The 16,104-nt window shown below is 40.1% G+C and carries 18 protein-coding genes and 1 pseudogene; 6 read left to right on the top strand and 13 right to left on the bottom strand.

The window, feature by feature from the left end:
- Positions 1-50 precede the first annotated feature (50 nt).
- The gene (bcp, locus tag ACLPIE_RS11700; protein WP_430261793.1) at positions 51-521 is read right to left on the bottom strand and encodes a thioredoxin-dependent thiol peroxidase; all 471 of its coding nucleotides are present in this window, start codon (positions 519-521) and stop codon (positions 51-53) included.
- A gap of 13 nt (positions 522-534) precedes the next feature.
- On the bottom strand, positions 535-1,092 hold the full coding sequence (locus ACLPIE_RS11695) for a glycine cleavage system transcriptional repressor (protein WP_430261792.1): 558 nt from the start codon (positions 1,090-1,092) through the stop codon (positions 535-537).
- 287 nt (positions 1,093-1,379) lie between these two features.
- Here ACLPIE_RS11695 and dapA point away from each other — a divergent pair, with 287 nt between their 5' ends.
- The 3 genes from dapA to purC all read left to right on the top strand — a co-directional run bounded on the left by dapA (position 1,380) and on the right by purC (position 4,684).
- A complete protein-coding gene (gene dapA / locus ACLPIE_RS11690) occupies positions 1,380-2,288 on the top strand; it encodes a 4-hydroxy-tetrahydrodipicolinate synthase (RefSeq protein WP_430261791.1) in 909 nt (302 codons plus the stop codon).
- A gap of 16 nt (positions 2,289-2,304) precedes the next feature.
- The gene (gene bamC, locus ACLPIE_RS11685) at positions 2,305-3,357 is read left to right on the top strand and encodes an outer membrane protein assembly factor BamC (protein ID WP_430261790.1); all 1,053 of its coding nucleotides are present in this window, start codon (positions 2,305-2,307) and stop codon (positions 3,355-3,357) included.
- A gap of 613 nt (positions 3,358-3,970) precedes the next feature.
- Positions 3,971-4,684: a phosphoribosylaminoimidazolesuccinocarboxamide synthase gene (gene purC, locus ACLPIE_RS11680; protein ID WP_004911363.1), complete on the top strand. Its 714-nt coding sequence runs from the start codon at positions 3,971-3,973 to the stop codon at positions 4,682-4,684.
- A gap of 241 nt (positions 4,685-4,925) precedes the next feature.
- Here purC and ACLPIE_RS11675 read toward each other — a convergent pair.
- The 6 genes and pseudogenes from ACLPIE_RS11675 to ACLPIE_RS11650 form a co-directional block, all read right to left on the bottom strand.
- A pseudogene (locus ACLPIE_RS11675) lies at positions 4,926-5,561 on the bottom strand (ABC transporter ATP-binding protein); the annotation flags it as partial.
- On the bottom strand, positions 5,545-6,411 hold the full coding sequence (locus ACLPIE_RS11670; RefSeq protein ID WP_430261789.1) for an energy-coupling factor ABC transporter ATP-binding protein: 867 nt from the start codon (positions 6,409-6,411) through the stop codon (positions 5,545-5,547). The gene ACLPIE_RS11670 and the pseudogene ACLPIE_RS11675, both read right to left, overlap by 17 nt.
- Positions 6,402-7,106, bottom strand: coding sequence for an energy-coupling factor transporter transmembrane component T (locus ACLPIE_RS11665; RefSeq protein ID WP_430261788.1), 705 nt, complete (start codon positions 7,104-7,106; stop codon positions 6,402-6,404). The genes ACLPIE_RS11670 and ACLPIE_RS11665 overlap by 10 nt, the downstream gene beginning before the upstream one ends.
- Complete coding sequence (locus ACLPIE_RS11660) at positions 7,107-7,688, bottom strand: ECF transporter S component (protein WP_430261787.1); 582 nt, start codon at positions 7,686-7,688, stop codon at positions 7,107-7,109. It abuts the gene before it with no gap.
- 35 nt (positions 7,689-7,723) lie between these two features.
- On the bottom strand, positions 7,724-8,149 hold the full coding sequence (locus ACLPIE_RS11655) for a PPC domain-containing DNA-binding protein (protein WP_430261786.1): 426 nt from the start codon (positions 8,147-8,149) through the stop codon (positions 7,724-7,726).
- A 356-nt stretch (positions 8,150-8,505) separates the two neighbouring features.
- Complete coding sequence (locus ACLPIE_RS11650) at positions 8,506-9,150, bottom strand: epoxyqueuosine reductase QueH (protein ID WP_430261785.1); 645 nt, start codon at positions 9,148-9,150, stop codon at positions 8,506-8,508.
- A 278-nt stretch (positions 9,151-9,428) separates the two neighbouring features.
- On the opposite strand from ACLPIE_RS11650, the gene ACLPIE_RS11645 reads away from it, so the two are divergent.
- Together ACLPIE_RS11645 and ACLPIE_RS11640 are read left to right on the top strand one after the other, a co-directional pair.
- Positions 9,429-9,881 (top strand): DUF441 domain-containing protein, encoded by a 453-nt coding sequence (locus ACLPIE_RS11645; RefSeq protein WP_430261784.1) that lies wholly within the window; start codon positions 9,429-9,431, stop codon positions 9,879-9,881.
- 7 nt (positions 9,882-9,888) lie between these two features.
- Positions 9,889-11,907: a tRNA(Met) cytidine acetyltransferase TmcA gene (locus tag ACLPIE_RS11640; protein WP_430261783.1), complete on the top strand. Its 2,019-nt coding sequence runs from the start codon at positions 9,889-9,891 to the stop codon at positions 11,905-11,907.
- Here ACLPIE_RS11640 and ACLPIE_RS11635 read toward each other — a convergent pair.
- Positions 11,888-12,079: a YpfN family protein gene (locus tag ACLPIE_RS11635; RefSeq protein WP_430261782.1), complete on the bottom strand. Its 192-nt coding sequence runs from the start codon at positions 12,077-12,079 to the stop codon at positions 11,888-11,890. The two genes, ACLPIE_RS11640 and ACLPIE_RS11635, sit on opposite strands and share 20 nt — an antisense overlap.
- Before the next feature lie 221 nt (positions 12,080-12,300).
- Between ACLPIE_RS11635 and ACLPIE_RS11630 the strand changes: the two genes are divergently transcribed.
- Positions 12,301-12,684 carry a DUF454 family protein gene (locus tag ACLPIE_RS11630; RefSeq protein ID WP_430261781.1) on the top strand — a complete coding sequence of 128 codons (384 nt, stop codon included), beginning with the start codon at positions 12,301-12,303 and terminating at the stop codon, positions 12,682-12,684.
- Between the two features lie 71 nt (positions 12,685-12,755).
- Here ACLPIE_RS11630 and ACLPIE_RS11625 read toward each other — a convergent pair whose 3' ends face one another.
- The 4 genes from ACLPIE_RS11625 to ACLPIE_RS11610 all read right to left on the bottom strand — a co-directional run bounded on the left by ACLPIE_RS11625 (position 12,756) and on the right by ACLPIE_RS11610 (position 15,734).
- Complete coding sequence (locus ACLPIE_RS11625) at positions 12,756-13,424, bottom strand: M15 family metallopeptidase (protein WP_430261780.1); 669 nt, start codon at positions 13,422-13,424, stop codon at positions 12,756-12,758.
- Positions 13,421-14,551 (bottom strand): succinyl-diaminopimelate desuccinylase, encoded by a 1,131-nt coding sequence (dapE, locus tag ACLPIE_RS11620; protein ID WP_430261779.1) that lies wholly within the window; start codon positions 14,549-14,551, stop codon positions 13,421-13,423. The genes ACLPIE_RS11625 and dapE overlap by 4 nt, the downstream gene beginning before the upstream one ends.
- A gap of 13 nt (positions 14,552-14,564) precedes the next feature.
- Positions 14,565-14,936: an ArsC family reductase gene (locus ACLPIE_RS11615; RefSeq protein WP_430261778.1), complete on the bottom strand. Its 372-nt coding sequence runs from the start codon at positions 14,934-14,936 to the stop codon at positions 14,565-14,567.
- 177 nt (positions 14,937-15,113) lie between these two features.
- Positions 15,114-15,734: a LuxR C-terminal-related transcriptional regulator gene (locus tag ACLPIE_RS11610; protein WP_430261777.1), complete on the bottom strand. Its 621-nt coding sequence runs from the start codon at positions 15,732-15,734 to the stop codon at positions 15,114-15,116.
- Positions 15,735-16,104: the final 370 nt, after the last annotated feature.

The raw sequence follows: 16,104 nt of genomic DNA, 5'->3' as shown, positions 1-16,104 counted from the left end.
GTAAGAGAATAGTGCTGTATGCGATTATACAGCACTATAAAAGATAACGATTAAGCGTGTGTATTGATGTATTCAAGAACAATTTCGTGGTGGTTACTGGTTTTGAAATTGTCAAATACGTGTTCTATTTTCCCAGCAGGGTCAATAAGGAAGCTAATACGGTGAATGCCATCATAGGTTTTCCCCATAAATTGCTTCTCACCCCAAACTCCAAATTGCTCACATACTTGGTGGTCTTCATCTGATAATAAAGTGAAATTCAGCATCTCTTTTTCAGCAAAACGAGCCAGTTTCTCTGGTTTATCTGTGCTAATACCTAAAACTTCGACTCCTTTTGCTTTAAGCGTATCCATTTCATCACGTAAGCCGCACGCTTGAACAGTACAACCAGGAGTCATTGCCTTTGGATAAAAGTAAACTAACACGCGCTGACCCTGATAATCAGAAAGATTGATTTGCTCGCCATCTTGGTCAGGAAGGCTAAATTGAGGCGCCTTATCACCGGCTTTCAATGGGTTCATTAATATATCTCCGTTAGCTCTGCATATTGGGGTTGTTAACAATACTTATGTTGCCTTTAGCATTTAGCATTGTACACAGTTGTTGAAATTTATTTTTTATAATTATGCCATTATCGTCCAACGGGTCATGCGCAGTAATCTGAATTTCCAGTTGAGCGGGCATAGTATTATTGGCTGATTGAGTCTTAGAAACAAGCTCTGCGATATTACATTGCGAAGTTGTAAATAAATTTGTGAATTGTTCGACAATACGCGGTGCATCATCGACAACGACATTCACTGTGACTGTTGATGGGTAATAGGTCGTTTGAACGTTTTGGGTTCTTTTCATGACAATCAGTAAGTCTAGCTCAGCACCTTTAGGGGGTAAGGTTGCCTCCAAAAGAGTAATGGCATTCCAACTGCCAGAAAGCATCATAATAAATGTGAATTCCTTGCCAAACATCGCTAGGCGGCTATCTTCAATATTACAGTCACACTCACTGACGAGACGTGTAATGGTGTTTACGATGCCCGGACGATCTGTTCCCAGCGCAGTAATGACAAGAAATTGCTGTTCAGTCTTAGGCAAAGTCTATTCCTTCATATTTTGATGATGTCAGTTAAACGCTTGATTAGAATATAGCAGTAAAATTATCGTTATAAAAACTGGTGCTACATGTAGGTAAGGAAACCATAAAAAATGACATCTGCCAAGGGGGGGATTTCACTCTTTCGAGAAATATCAGCGAATTATTACTTCTATTTAAGTTATTGCTGCTAGCATTAACAAAATTCATTAAAATCTTGCTGTTGGGTGGTTTTCTTCTTGGAAATGAGAAAGTAACATGGAGGTTCAATTATTTAGGGGGTATCGTCATGGCTAATGGAAACGCAAATTATAAAGATTTTTTAACGGGAAGCATTGTTGCAGTTATTACACCAATGGATTCGGCAGGTCGATTAGACAAAGCCAGCCTGAAAAAATTGGTGGATTACCATGTTGAAAGTGGAACTTCAGCCATCGTTTCTGTTGGTACTACTGGCGAATCAGCGACTTTAAATCATAAAGAACATGTGGATGTGGTCAAGGCAACACTTGAGTTTGCCGATGGGCGCATTCCAATCATTGCTGGCGCAGGGGCAAATGCGACAACAGAGGCTATCTCTCTAACAAATGATTTTGAAAACAGTGGTGTAGTTGCTTGCCTGACAGTAACGCCTTATTATAATAGGCCTTCTCAGGAAGGTTTATATCAACATTTTAAAGCAATTTCAGAAAACACCAGCTTGCCACAAATTCTTTATAATGTACCATCACGCACAGGTTGTGACATGCTACCTGAAACCGTGGGGCGCTTAGCAAAATTGAAGAATATTGTCGCAATTAAAGAAGCGACAGGGAACTTAGCAAGGGTTCATCAAATCAAAGAGCTGGTTGATGATGATTTTGTGCTGTTAACGGGTGATGATGCTACGGCACTTGATTTCATGCAGTTGGGTGGAAAAGGCGTTATTTCAGTAACATCCAACGTTGCAGCTGCACAGATGGTAAAAATGTGTGACTTAGCGCTTGCAGGCAAATATACTGAGGCGCGTGAATTAAATAAAAAACTGATGGGACTTCATCTTCAGTTATTTGTTGAACCAAATCCAATTCCAGCGAAATGGGGCTGCCACCGCTTAGGTCTGATTACAGATGGTACATTACGGTTACCAATGACACCGTTAACCACATCAGGCCAGCAGAAAGTCGAGGAAGCCTTGAAGCTCGCTGGGTTACTGTAAAATTTAGGGAATTTTAATGGCAACATTATTGCAAAAATCGAAGGTTATGAAGGTTGCTGGCCTGTCACTCGTCGTGTTACTGGCAGCCTGCTCCAGCGATCAGCGCTATAAACGTCAGGTCAGTGGTGATGAGGAATACCTCAATGCTGCGCCATTGAAAGTGTTGAATGTGCCACAAGGGCTTACACTACCACAGCAAAATGGTGAGTATGATATACCTAAAGCCACATCAACCGGTGCGGTAGGGAAAGCGTTAGATATTCGTCCACCAATACTGACAATTTCGCAATTAGCGGGTTCACGTACGGAAAATAGCGCCCAAGCAAGTCGTTTGTTGCTAGAAAATACACCTGAAAATAGTGCTCTATGGTCACAAGTGACGATGATTTTAGAGCAAAGAAACATTCCAATTTCATCTAAAGATGATGGCTCTCACTCAATCGAAACAGACTGGGTGAAATGGGATCGTGCAGATGAAAACGTACCAATTGAAAGCCGCCATAAGGTAACTGTTGCGCCTGAAAATGGCATGATGGTGTTAACCGTGACGAACTTAGGCTTACGCCAAGGTGAAGAAACGATTACAGATGTTGTTGAAGTGCAGCGTTATAATAAATTAATGTTAAATGAGTTAACTGATAATTTGTACGCGCTACGTGATACTTCAAACAAAAATAGTATCCAAAATGCTTATGGCATCATTGATGTTCAAACAGGTAGTGATGATACGGGCTTGCCTTTAATTGTTGTACGCGCACCATTTGATGCGGTATGGGAGCGCTTACCTCATACCTTAGAAAGTGTTGGCATGAAAGTGGGTGATCGCACTCGTTCAAGCGGTTCTGTGATGGTGACATATAAAGGCCTAAGCAGTTCAGAATGGCAAGCGCTGGGAATTGATGACCCATCAGTACCAGAAGCTGATTATAAAGTGCAGGTTGGTGACTTGAATAACCGTAGTACACTGCAATTTATCACCACGAAAGGCGTACCATTAACACAAAAACAAAATGATGAAATGGTTGCAGCATTGAAAGCGGCATTTAGTAAAGTGCCAAGTAAGAAGTAGCTAAGTAACATTTTATTCATGCAAGTAAAAACCGTGACTTTAAACTAAGTCGCGGTTTTTTTATGAAAGATATGGGGGTTTTTACTTGGATTGGATTGTCTTGAGGAAAAGATATTGATGTTCATACACATAGTTTGCTCTCAATTTGCAAAGTCCCTTTAATTTAACTAGAACAATTTTTCTAACCTTTTAGTGTCAGAGTTGTATTTAATTTATATCATGCTCTTGTATTTTTATTCTGGGCTAATTATTAATTTGTACTTCATCAGTTTCAAATATTCTTTTCTAGCGCTCTTATTTTACCTTTCTTATTTTTCACCCTAAATATAGATGGACAAAAAATCAGTGTTTATAGTTAAGTAATCGTTTGCGTAGAGGTGAAAATTTTATTATCATAATTAGCATTGAAACATAAAATATTGTATATCAGTAGGTTAGGTTGTATATGGGTATTGATGACTAACTTACTGAAACAGAGCGAAAAATTAACAGCGAATAGTGTTTTTAAAGGTGTTTTCCTCTGTTAGTTTTCTTTCCTATACATGTAAAAAATAGTGCTAAATTACCATATCGTTTTTCTAAATAGTTTAATCACATCTCTGGAGTGTTTAAGATGCAAAAGAAAGCTGAGTTGTATCGTGGCAAGGCAAAAACTGTCTATACCACGGAGGACCCTGATCTATTGGTTCTGGAGTTCCGTAATGATACATCAGCACTCGATGGTGAGCGTATCGAGCAATTTGACCGTAAAGGTATGGTAAATAATAAGTTTAACCATTTCATTATGAGTAAACTGGAAGCTGCGGGTATTCCTACACAAATGGAAGCGCTACTCTCAGACACCGAAGCATTGGTTAAAAAATTAGACATGGTTCCCGTTGAATGCGTTATTCGTAACCGTGCTGCAGGCTCTTTGGTTAAACGTTTAGGTGTAGAAGAAGGGATGGTTTTAAATCCCCCGTTGTTTGATTTATTCTTAAAAGATGATGCAAAACATGACCCAATGGTGAACGAGTCTTATTGTGAGACATTTGGTTGGGTGAGCAAAGAGAACTTAGCGAAAATGCGTGAGTTAAGTTATAAAGCTAACGAAGTGTTAAGCAAAATCTTTGCTGATGCAGGTTTGATTTTAGTCGATTTTAAACTTGAATTTGGTTTATACAAAGGCCAAGTGGTATTAGGCGATGAATTTTCCCCTGATGGAAGCCGCTTATGGGACAAAGAAACATTAAATAAAATGGATAAAGACCGTTTTCGTCAAAGTCTTGGTGGGCTGATTGAGGCTTATGAAGAGGTTGCTCGCCGTATTGGCGTTCAACTCGATTAATTTTATTTCCTATCAATTTATATATCATCAGCCTGTAATGCAGGCTGTTTTTATAGAAACATGTTTAAGCTGATGTTATTTTTTGGATAAAATTTTTGGTCCAAGACGTTGGAGTAACTAAATTTTCCGTAAGCTGGAGTTGGTGGTTTAGAGAGATTAACGTAGGGGCGGGAAGGAGTGAATCCACTTGAAGTTCAGGGTGGCTCAAAATTGTCGCAGGTATACCATCTGCAATTAATTGCCCATTTGATAAATGTAAAACGCGTTGGAAATGGCGTGCTACAAAATCTAAATCATGACTAATACTAACCACTGTAACGCCTTTTTCTCGTTGCATTGTTAGCCACTGTTCAAATTTATGCATCCAATATCCATCAAAGTCACGGCTTGGCTCATCTAATAACAATAGCTGCGGTGAAACGACTTCCAAACAGGCAACTGCCACCATTCTTCGTTGTCCTGCATGTAAATCTAAAGGGTGTTTATCCGCAATATCGGCAAGGCCGCAAGCTTCAAGCGCTTGTAATGTGCGAATTTGCTTTTCTTTTTTACTGTATTTTTGGCGTTTCAAACCAAAAGCAACTTCATCACATACTCGACTATGAAAGATTTGTTTTTCAGCTTCTTGGAACAAAATACCAATATGGTTAGCACGCAGAGGTGTTGAAAGGGAATCAAGCGCTTGATTATTTAGCAGGATACTGCCACTTGTTGGTTGTAATAGGCCAGCAAGAAGACGCAATAACGTCGACTTTCCTGCGCCGTTGTCGCCCACTAGAGCGACCCATTCACCCTCAGAGATAGATAGCGATAACGATTTGATATTATCAATAGAAGAACTTGGCCAGCGGTAAGTGAGGCTATCGAGATGTAACATAAAGTTCCTTAATAGCATGCAGCAGTTGATGTTCACTCTGAGGGATATCTCCCACCCAATGACCTAGTTTCACTAATTCACCTACTGCACGCCAAGCATCAGGCATATTGATGGTTTCAATTGCAGGTAGAAAAACATCATTTAAACTGCCGGAGGCTATCATATTACCTGCTTCTTCAAAGGCTTTACCTGTACTCAGTAATAGAAATGACTGACAAAAATGAATTGCGGGTAATAAATTGCGTTCGAATAATATCAAACAGCACCCCGTTTGTTTCGTATAACGCTTAAGTTGAATTAAAATACGGTGTGTGGCACTCGGCGTTAAGCGGCTAAATGCTTCGTCTAATAGAAGTAATTTAGGTTGCATCGCTAGCGCACTGGCTAATACAACACGTTGCGCCTCACCCCCTGATAAAGTCGCAGGGTGACGAGAGCGCAACGGTTCACAGAAAGTTAATGAAATGGCATGTTCGACACGTTGGGTAATTTCTTCAGGCGCTAGTCCTAAATTTTCTGGGCCAAATGCTATCTCTTGTTCGACGGTAAATGCACAACCAGATAATTGTAAATGGGGTGATTGCTGAATTAATTGGCGGTGTGTCGATGCTTGAACTAATGAATTCTGTGCTAATGATTGATGTAAAACCTCGGCAATTCCTTCAATCTTCCCAGAGATTAAGCTATCATGCCAACCTGCAATGATTTGAGCTAACGTACTTTTCCCGCTGCCATTACCACCCAACACGCAAAACCACTGACCTGCGCGGAGGCTTAAATTAACAGGCCCAATGAGGGATTGTTCTGCACCCTGAGGAATAAAGCGCATTTGTTGTAAGTTTACCACCACAGCGCGATACCACCTTCAATCAAAATCAACAAAATTAGCCCATAACGTAACAATGTTTGCCACTGGCTATCGGCAGGAGGGTTAAGTGTTGTGCGTTTAGGACAGTAACGAAACCCGCGCATGTCTAATGCAGCGCCACGGATACTTAACTCACTCAATGTATTGCTTGCCAATGGAAATAGTAAGGCTGGTAAAGATATGATTCGTTGCCAAAATCGACCATCGAGGGGGACTCCTCTGGCGAGTTGGGCTTCGCGGATGGTATTAAGCTGTTGGCGCAATTGTTCAACTAGGAGTAATGGTCCTGCAAGCAAATAGGCAAAACTAGCGGGTAAACGGCTTGCAAATAATGCGCGAATAAAGCGTTCTGTTGGAACGTATTGCAACCAAATCTGCGAACCATTAATGACAGTTAGTAACTTAAACCACAATGCCATAGCAAATTCAGGGTGACTACTTTTTAATGCATCCCCTGTGAGCAACTGGGCGAACCATTCCCCATGAATTAGCCACAGACCCGCAGCCATCGGCAACATCAGCCATGCTATGATACGCCAGCGGTGACGTGCAGGCTGCCATAACAGTAAGGCAAAAAATGTACCACAACCTAGCAAAATTAATGGCCAGCCCAGAGGTAAAAATAGTGCGCTTGCGCTGAGCCAGAGCCACAAAGTGAGCGAGGTAAAAGGGTGCACTTAGTGTACCTTGGCCATATTGGGGTAAGTGCGCTGAACACGCTCAGGTAATTGGCGAACCAATAGCCAAGCAATTAGAGCAGATGTGATTTTATCAGCAATATTAGCACCTAAAACAGTGATTGCCACTGATTCAAGCAGATTATCTCTGACAGCATGGAAATAGGCCACAAAAAAATCAGCGCCGCTGCCAGTCGTTCCCGCAAATAAATAAGTTCGGATAGGCACTGCAATAATCATTAATGCAAACGTGATCACCACACCAGATAAAATCACGCGAGGTAACGTTCGAAAACCGCCAGCACGAGCCAAGAGGCCTGCACTGAGTCCTATCATCATCGCGACAGGTGCGAAAGCAGCGGCTATTGGGCCACTGAGTAGTCCCCATAATAAATTAGTTAATAAACCGCTAAATAGCGCAACCCAAGGGCCTGCAAGTAAAGCACAAATTATGGTTCCTATCGAATCGAGAAAAATAGGGAGTTTCAGCATTGAGCTTAATTGCCCAACAACCATATTAATTGCGATTGAAAACACGATTAAGGTTAATGTACGGCTCGAAATAATCGACGTTTTGTTCATGACAAAGTCATTCCTTACAAGGTGGAATAATTGTATTAACGGGAAGTAATGATCAGCTCTTCATAGCCTGATAGTGGGCACGGCTCTCTGGTAAAGGTGTTTTTTTCGAGTTCACCAAGAACCAATTCTAGAGTGGTTCTGACGGTACAGCCGACCATCATATGGCCACCTAGCATTTGGCCTCTTTCGTCAGAAACGGCTAAATGTAGGTGCGCGCCTTTTGCATCTAGCGTGCCAATGAAAGAGACAACCTCAAATTTACCGCGGGTGTGATGGGTATTCTCTTGGCCTGCAAAACGTAAGGCCACGTCAGTTAAACTACCAACGCTACCGGCGATGAAAGCTGCTTGTAGGTTATATTGCTCAACGTATCGTCGTAAGGTTAGCAAAACATCTTCCCCTGGGACTAAACGAATGGCAATAAAACGAGCGTTTGAATAAGAAGGTAAAGATTGGCTCATATTACTAATCCTAATTATTGCTGTCGCCATGAGAGTGGCATGAGCGTACAAATCATTAAAATGAAAAAATAATGCTAAGTTATAAATTATTTCTATTGATTGCTGGCGGATATTATACGCAATAATTATTGACTGTCTGGGCATAAAGGAGATAGAGGCAAACTTCAGTAAAACACGCTGCAAGTTGGTGTTTGTGGTGATGAAAATGAGAAAAAAGGGGGAGTTTAAAAATAAAGAATGATGAATATTCCGATAATTTAACTTAAAGGTTGTGATGGGGGAGGGTATCCCAGCTTTATCCTAGTTTTTTCATTATATGAATAGATAACTGAGGGTTATGCTGGGAATGGTTTTCATTATGGTGTGTAATAAAGAATACCGATTTTAATCACATCACGGCCTTGCGATTTTCGATGCTTATTGGTATCTCTGAGTGAATAAATACATCCACAATATTCTTGCTGGTAAAATTGCTCCCGCTTACTGATTTCAATCATACGCGCTGAGCCACCTTTTTTACGCCAGTTATAATCCCAATAATGCATGTTTTCATAAGGCTCAGCTGCTCTTCTTCCACATTCATTGATTTGCTGCATATCTTTCCAGCGGGAAATGCCTAATGAGCTGGATATCACAGAAAAACCATGTTCAGCGGCATACAGTGCAGTACGTGCAAAGCGCATATCAAAACACATAGTGCACCGAATACCCCGTTCGGGTTCATTTTCCATGCCTTTGGCACGTTCAAACCAATTATCGGTATCATAATCTGCATCTATGAATGGGATATTGTGTTTTTGGGCAAAACGAATGTTTTCTTCTTTACGGATCAAGTATTCGCGTTTTGGATGAATATTGGGATTGTAAAAGAAGATGGTATAGTCAATACCTGATGCTTGTAACGCTTCCATCACCTCGCCTGAACAAGGGGCACAGCACGAATGTAATAATAGTTTGTCAGCGCCTGCGGGTAAGGTGAGTTTTTCGCGAGTCATGTTCATTGTCAGTTCTTTTTGATAAATTACTTTGTTAGAGTATAAAAGATTAAAACATAAATAAAAGTAATAATTGATACCAATAAGTAACACAAGTGTATTTCATGCGTAAATATTTAGTGTGAAAACTGCCAATTTTATTCATTATAAAAATAATAGGTTAGCAAAAATACAAACAGTTGATGTTAATATTTGCTTCTTCCTTAATGTATCAATAACATGTTTTAACGTCCGCCATTTTAACCATTCAAAATAACTTTTATGCGTTTTACAGGGATAAATTTATGAGCCATGTTGACCCAACATTAATCATCCTACTGGTACTGGCAGGGTTAGGGATCATTAGTCATAATATGACGGTGACTCTCGCCATGTTATTTTTATTAGTCGTAAGAATAACACCGCTAAATAATTATTTTCCATGGGTTGAAAAGTATGGGTTAACAATCGGGATACTTATTCTAACGATTGGTGTTATGGCGCCGATAGCAAGTGGAAAAATAACAGCAAATGAAGTGCTTAGCTCATTTTTAAATTGGAAGTCTATTCTTGCTATCGTCATTGGGATCGTCGTTTCATGGCTAGGTGCTCGTGGTGTGACATTGATGTCCCAACAGCCATCTACTGTGGCGGGGTTACTCGTAGGTACCGTGATAGGCGTCGCGTTATTCCGCGGAGTGCCTGTTGGCCCGTTGATCGCAGCAGGAATATTGTCATTACTCATTGGTAAATCATAGCGTTACGATGACTGAGTTATTACCCGCCATTGTTGAACAACTGAGCTTTGTTGGTATGCGTCGCCTCATAGTGCTTTCTGGAGACGACAAATGGGTTGACCAACAACTGGTAAATATCCAAACCACCTTAACGGGTGACTGGATAACGGTTTCCTCTTCTCTGCCGAAGGGTATTTTACCTGAGAATGCCCATTTATTGTTAGGCCGTGAGTTTTTACATGGTATCTTTGATGCGCGAAAGGGCTTCCACAGTGAAGCGTTAGCGGTACAAACTGGAACGTTAAAGGCAGGCAGTTTACTGGTTTTATGCACTGTTTCCCAATCTGACTGGGCAACTCATCATGATATTGACAGTTTACGTTGGAATGAGCAGCACGGTATCGTCTCCACGCCTAATTTTGTTCATCACTTACAGCGAGTTTCCCAAACTTTTCCAGAAATATTGTTTTATCAACAAGGGCGTGAACCCTGTTTTTCTTTGTTAGATGATAAACCTATCTGGCAGGCCCCAACGGGGGAACCTACTGAGAAGCAAAGACAAATTATTTGCCAATTGCTAAGTGCCGAACATGGCGTTTGGGGGTTAATTGCACCTCGAGGCCGAGGAAAATCAACGATAGCAGGAATGTTAATCAAACAATGGCCAGGAGAATGTTGGTGCTGTGCGCCAGCAAAGGCAGCAACACAAGTGTTAGAGCAATATGCAGGGGAAGCGGTGCAGTTTTGGTCTCCAGATAATTTGCTGGCATACTGTCGTTCCAATCAAGAAATAACCGCGGATTGGCTGATTGTTGACGAGGCTTCCGCCATTCCTAATTACTTGTTGCGACAATTAGTCGAATATTTTCCACGTATACTGCTTACCACCACAGTCGATGGCTATGAAGGAACGGGGCGTGGTTTTATGCTGAAGTTTTGTGCAGGCTTACCTAATTTTACGCAGCTTCCTTTAAATGAGCCTTTACGCTATGCACAAAATGATCCGCTGGAAGCGTGGCTTAACCAAGTATTGCTGTTACAAGAGCCTAAAAATGTGCCTTTTAAATATGATAATGTTGAATACCTAACGCTAACGCAAGAGGCTCTAGCTAAAAATGGTGCTAAGTTAAGGGCTTTTTATGGTTTATTAATGAGTGCACATTATCGAACCACTCCATTAGATTTGCGCAGATTATTAGATGCCCGACAGCAACACTTTATGGCGGCTAAAGGAGGGGGGGCAGATGTTTACTTAGGTGCTTTATGGATGGTTGATGAGGGGGAACTCGACCAATCATTAAGTTGGCAGATATGGGCGGGCTTACGCCGACCAAGAGGAAATTTAGTCGTTCAGTCATTGGCGGCTCATAGCTATTTTCCTGTCGTGTCGCAATGGAAATCGCGTCGAGTGATGCGCATTGCCGTGGATGCAAATCACCGAAGGCAACAAATTGGATTTACGCTGTTGGAAAAACAACGGAAAATTGCCATGCAAGACGGGTTAGACTTTCTCTCTGTGAGCTTTGGATTAACCCCTGACTTACGTATTTTCTGGCAAAAAGCAGGTTTTCGAATGGTTCGAATAGGTGACCATAAAGAAGCAAGCAGTGGTTGCTTTACTGCGATGGCAATATTGCCAATATCGAATCGAGCGCAACAATTTTGTGTACAGGCGGAGCAGGCGCTAAAAAGGGATTTGTTTTGGCGCACTGATTTAGTAGATTTTGAGTTACCAACTAGCCATCAACAACATGTCACGGCGGATGATTGGCTAGAACTCGTCGGTTTCAGTGAGTTTAAGCGTCCAATTTCTGCGAGCAAAAGCGCAATTATGCGTTTATTAACAGAAACCTCAATGGAGGCACCATTACTCAGACGACATTTTCAATCTTTAGAGACAATTGCTCATATATGTGCTGATATGGGACTAACAGGGCAAAAACAGTGGCTACAATTAGCTAGAAAAGAAGTAGGTATACAAGTGAAAAAAAGCCAACCTGAGATCGTGGAAAGAATAAAACAAAAGGTTAGTTCTTTTTGTCTTTAGGCCATTCGTCTTCATCGTCCCATAAATGATTATTATCTTTATGGGGGGGAATATCCGGTTTATCATCGAGGTATTTTTTAGGATCGAGTTTCATCATCTCTTTTATTGAATTCCAAATAAGACCCACCAACAAAAGTAAAATAACCCACCAGTAGTCAGCTAACCATTGCATACACACCTTCCTTCCATCATTTTTATATTGTCTGTGTAAGTGCTTATAATAACAGAAACAATAATCACACTAATCAGAAAAAGCGACTTTTCATTAAGCCTATTAACCATTACAGTATATCATTGATATTACTATTGGTTACCATAGCTTTTATCAGGTTTTTTTAGCTGATTATTTTTTATTTGCTTCATTTATTTGCTTCATAAGGGAGGGGGGTAATTTTGAAAAAATTGTTCCTCATTATCATTGGGTGGTTAGCAGTTGTGTTGGCTTTCGCAGGTGTTGTATTGCCTGTTTTACCGACAACTCCATTTTTATTATTAGCAGCGTGGTGTTTCTCGCGTTCATCACCACGCTTCCATCATTGGTTGTTGTATCGTTCATGGTTTGGAGGGTATCTTCGCCATTGGCAGAAACATAAGGGGTTACCTAGAGGTGCAAAACCTAAAGCCATTGTATTGATATTACTAACTTTTTCATTGTCAATTTGGGTGGTTAATTATCTTTGGTTAAAAATAGGTTTATTGGCATTATTATGTTGGCTACTTATTTTTATGTATCGCCTTCCTGTTGTCGATGAACCCATACCTACAAGGGATAAATGAACCCATAGACATTGATGATGTTATCTATGGGCTGGCTCAGTACAAAGAAGTTTAATTCTATAACTTATCGTTTATTTAAGGTTTTTAATATAGCGTTCAAAAATATAATTAAGGTTAGTTAGTAACCATTGTTTGCCACAGATATCTTCTTGTTTTAATACTTGCTCAATTATTTTTGGTGTTAATAATTGTTCAGCTTCGTGGGAGAGTGGCCAATAGCTAATATGCCACGGTTCATCAGCCACTCCTGCATTTTTGTCTGTAAAAGGCCGATAAAAATCAAACGTTGCCATATTATCGGTTAACCACTGGTTTAACTCCGCAAGATAGCCACCTTGTTCATATTCCCACGGTTCTAACTGTAATGTTTGCCCTTGTGGGATACGTAAAGGGTCATAAACGTCAATTTCTGTTCCCCAGTGATGTCGGCTAGCACCGGGTAAGGCTGACCAATGTAGGATAGCTTCACAAAGTTCACCTTCAGAAAGTTGTGTGATATCTAAAGGTTGGCTATTTGCATCAAGAACGGGGCGTAATCCGGTAAATTTTTCATTCCAAATCAACTGCTGGCGTGAAAAGTCACGAAATGCACTTGCAGATTGCAATTTAAAACCGGCTTTTACGGCGGCTTGCTGCATTGCAAGGAATGCTTTGGTCGCGTTAAATTGTAAACGATGAGAGCCGCCTAGGGTGACAAGGTGATCAGTTGAGCGGCCTGTTAGCATATTAATGTCGATCACAGTATTAATAACTCCATAATCCGTTCATAAATGAGAGCGAGTTGTTGCAAATCATCGACACTTACGCATTCATCAACCTTATGAATGGTTGCATTGAGTGGTCCAAGCTCAATGACTTGAGTTCCCATTTGTGCAATAAAACGTCCATCTGATGTTCCACCACTGGTGGACAGTGTGGCTGTGCGACCCGTAAATTCGTGAATAGCTTGCAGTGTTGCACTGACTAATTGACTTTTTTCTGTTAAGAAAGGTTGGCCTGATAGTGACCAATTAAGTTTATATTCGAGTCCATGGCTATTTAACATTTTCGTGACCCTGTCACGAATTTGGCTATCTGTAAGTTCTGTGCTAAATCGAAAATTGAACTGAACAAATAATTCGCCGGGGATGACATTACTCGCCCCTGTTCCTGAGTGTATATTGGCGATTTGCATGGTAGTTGCAGGGAAAAACTCATTGCCGTTATCCCATATGGTTGTGGTCAATTCATGTAAAAAGGCGGTTGCACGGTGAACAGGGTTATCTGCTAAATGGGGGTAGGCCACATGACCTTGGGTACCCAAAATGGTTAAATCAGCCGTTATTGAGCCTCGACGGCCATTTTTAATCATATCTCCAAGGTGAGACTGACTAGAGGGCTCACCCACTAAGCAATAATCAACACGTTCATTGCGGGCTTGCAGCGCTTCAACCACTTTTACAGTGCCATCTAAAGCATCTGCTTCTTCATCTGAGGTAATTAAAAAGGCAAGACGGCCTTTATGGTTGGGGTGTTTTTCGACAAATCGCTCAGCAGCGACAATCATTGCTGCAACGGAGCCTTTCATATCCGCTGCTCCGCGACCATATAAGTGCTGGTTGATAATTGTTGGTGTAAATGGTGGAGTTTGCCAATTAGCGCTATTTCCTGCGGGAACAACATCAGTATGGCCAGCAAAAGCAAGCGTCACGCCCTCAGTACCACGGTGTGCCCAAAAATTTAATGTGTCACCAAATTGCATAGGTTCCACAGTAAATCCAATCTTATTTAAACGGTCGGTGAGCAGAGCTTGGCAGCCTTGATCATCAGGACTAATCGAAGGGCGTGCAATAAGTTCTTTAGCAAGTTGAATAACAGGACAGTCCATTTTAATTACCTGATTATTTGGTGAAACGTTGATACTCGTCTGCATTGAAACCAACTAAGTAGCGGTTATCAGCAGAAACCAGAACAGGGCGTTTTATCATCGCTGGTTCAGCGAGTAACACTTTCTTGGCACTTGCGGCATCAGTGACGGCACTCTTTTCTGCATCCGTTAATTTGCGCCATGTAGTGCCACGTTTATTGACTAAGGTTTCCCAGTCAATATTTTCTAGAAAAGTAGAAAGAAGCTCATCAGTGAGCCCATCAACACGATAATCATGAAATTGATAGTTAACCCCATTATCTTCTAAATAACGGCGTGCTTTCTTGATAGTGTCACAGTTTTTAATTCCGTACATAATATAAGGATAAGTAGGGGTGTTTGACATACAAATCTCCTCATTAAATAGTGTTAAGACTAACATAATGCGGGAAAATGCATTAAGGGTCTACCCCAAAATGACAAATAGATAATGGAGATAATATTTATATTTGTATAATATTAAAAATAAATCAAATCGTATTTAACTAATAATTATCATGTCATTATATTAAATTAATATTGTTTATTTTGAGTTTAGATATATTAAGCTTGCCTCAAGTCGGGAACGTACACGCAGTTTTTTGAGGATATTTCGAATGTGAACTTTTACGGTTTCTTCTGAAATAAATAGTAATTTTGAGATCTCCTTATTTTTTAAACCAATAGCCATTTCGTGAAGGATTTCACATTCTCGTCGAGTTAATGTTGATAATGGGTCATTAGACTGATGTCGTGTAATAAGGTGCTGATAAATTTTTTCACTAAATACATGTTGGCCAGTGGACGCTTTTTTAATGCTATAAAATAGCATATCAAGTTCACTGCTTTTCAATAGATAACCTTGAGCTCCTGCATCAATAGCATTATAGACATCTGTTTTAATTGCGGATGCGGATAAGACTAATAAATAACTGTTAGTGCAGCGTTTACGAAGTGAGCGCATGGTTTCAAATGTTTTGTTGCCATCAAGATTGGTATCGATCATGATGATGTCAGGCTGTAGCTGTGCTGCAAGGGGCAAAGCCTCGGTGCTATTGCAACATTCTGCTATTATAATAAAATTTTCATCTGTATTCATGAGTTGGCGTAGTCCAAAGCGTATTATCGGGTGCTCATCAATGATCATGACTTTGAAATTAGACATAGTAGGTTCCTTTGTTATGTCTTAAACGTAATAAACTATTTTGATAAATGAGATAAAATTTGATAAATGAGATAAAATAGCTAACTTAATTTTGATATGGAGATAGTATTTAATGGATATATTAAATAATTTAAAATTAGTATGAATTATGTTGTTTTATATTTTATCAGTATATTTTATCAGTATATTTAATTAGGTAAATCACAGTGATATGATAGAACTAAATATTTATCTCATATTTTGATAATACATTAAATTTCAAAAAATAATATCTAATATTCAAATGAATTAGATGGTTTTTTTAGGGTGATAAAGTTGAAATAATCACAAAATATTATTAAATGGATTTGAATATTTTAAATTTATATCT

Source organism: Providencia sp. Me31A (assembly GCF_050487165.1).
GTDB lineage: Bacteria > Pseudomonadota > Gammaproteobacteria > Enterobacterales > Enterobacteriaceae > Providencia.
This window is presented reverse-complemented; position numbering and strand designations above follow the sequence as displayed.